Source organism: Campylobacter sp. RKI_CA19_01128 (genome assembly GCF_025771175.1).
GTDB lineage: Bacteria > Campylobacterota > Campylobacteria > Campylobacterales > Campylobacteraceae > Campylobacter_D.
Map to the genome: position 1 here is coordinate 1 of NZ_JAKMPU010000033.1, position 1,502 is coordinate 1,502.

A 1,502-nucleotide genomic window follows, 5' to 3' on the forward strand; every position below is an offset into this window, starting at 1 on the left:
GTTGATTATTTTACCCATTCTTCCTAATTCATCATCGGCTTTAATCTTTATTGTTTGCACTTCTTTGGTTTCATGATTTAAAAATTTGAAGAAATTTTGTAAAGAATGAAGTATAATAGGAATTCTAGCACCTACTATTTTATTTACACAAAAATAAACAATGGCTAAGATTATAACAACTATAACTAGTGCTATAATAATTAAAATAAATTGTAATTTATATAAAGGTTGTAAAACAGACTTTTTTGGTGCGGTAACTATTATACTCCAGTGACTAGAGTCTCCTAGTGTGCTAAAAGGAGTGATACTAGCAAAGCTGAGATTTCCATTTGAATCAGTATAATTGTCAATAATTATATCTTTACGTTCTTTAACGGCATCAATAATAAATTTTGTCGAAGGATCTTTATTGATTTCAGGTAGAGTTTTTAATATAGCATCTTTGTTTTTGTGAATAGTAATAACCCCTTGATCAGTCATTAAAAATCTTAAATCACCTTCGTAGGCATCTAGTTTTGGATCAAGCATTTCTTGTGATATTTCTAAGAAATCAAAAGTATATCCAACAACACCTACAAATTTGCCTTTACTGTTAAAGATAGGCATTCCTAAATTAATACCTAAAAAATCATGTCCATCATAATTTAATTTTGATGGAGCGCCAACAAATAAAGTATCTAAATCACCATATTTTGCGTTTTGCTCAATTTTTTGTAAAATGTTCAGTTGAGAAAAATTATTAGGAACTTTTATAGATCTTATGCCACCTGCTTTTCCTGTAGTTTCATCGAAAAAAATCATAGCAAAAGTTTTACCATTAGAGCTTTTAAAATTTGAATCTAATGCTTGGGTGTCAGATAAAACAGAAGGATCTTTTAGCCAAAGAAATGAATAAGCTGCATAACCACTACTGTCAAAGGTATTTTTTAATAAGCTTTCTATTAACGCAACATCTACTTGGTCATATTTCGAAAACATTTCATTAAGCGATGTAGCCATTCCTTTTGTAAGAACAACTTCCTCATTTAGAATGCCTTGCATAAAATTTCCGTATCTTTTCGCAGAAAGAAAGATTGAATTTTTAGCTTCATTTTCCATATTAGAAGCAACTTGAATTGATAAAATAGTCACCAAAATGGCTATTCCAGCGATTATACTAATAGCAACTGATAATACTAGTTTTAACCCTATATTTAAAGATTTAAACATCAATAACTCCTTTTTTTGATTAGCATTAATTCTATTTTTTTATATAAAACTATTTTTAAACTATTTTAAAAGATTTAATTTTTTTAAAATTGGTTCAAATACACACACGCAAAAATAAATCAAAAAATGATATAACAATGAAAAATACATACTTTGTATAATAAAATAATAAAAATATTTTTTTATAAATATATGATTAAAAATTGTAGCTATTGTGAAAATATTTTTATTAAAGTAAACATAAATTGTTATGGATAAAAATTAGACTAAATAAAATACAGATCTTCCAACTA

At 26.5% G+C, this 1,502-nt stretch carries 1 pseudogene; it reads right to left on the reverse strand.

The features are described 5' to 3' along the window. Positions 1-1,209 (reverse strand): annotated as a pseudogene (locus L8U98_RS08155) (methyl-accepting chemotaxis protein); the annotation flags it as partial. Positions 1,210-1,502: the final 293 nt, after the last annotated feature.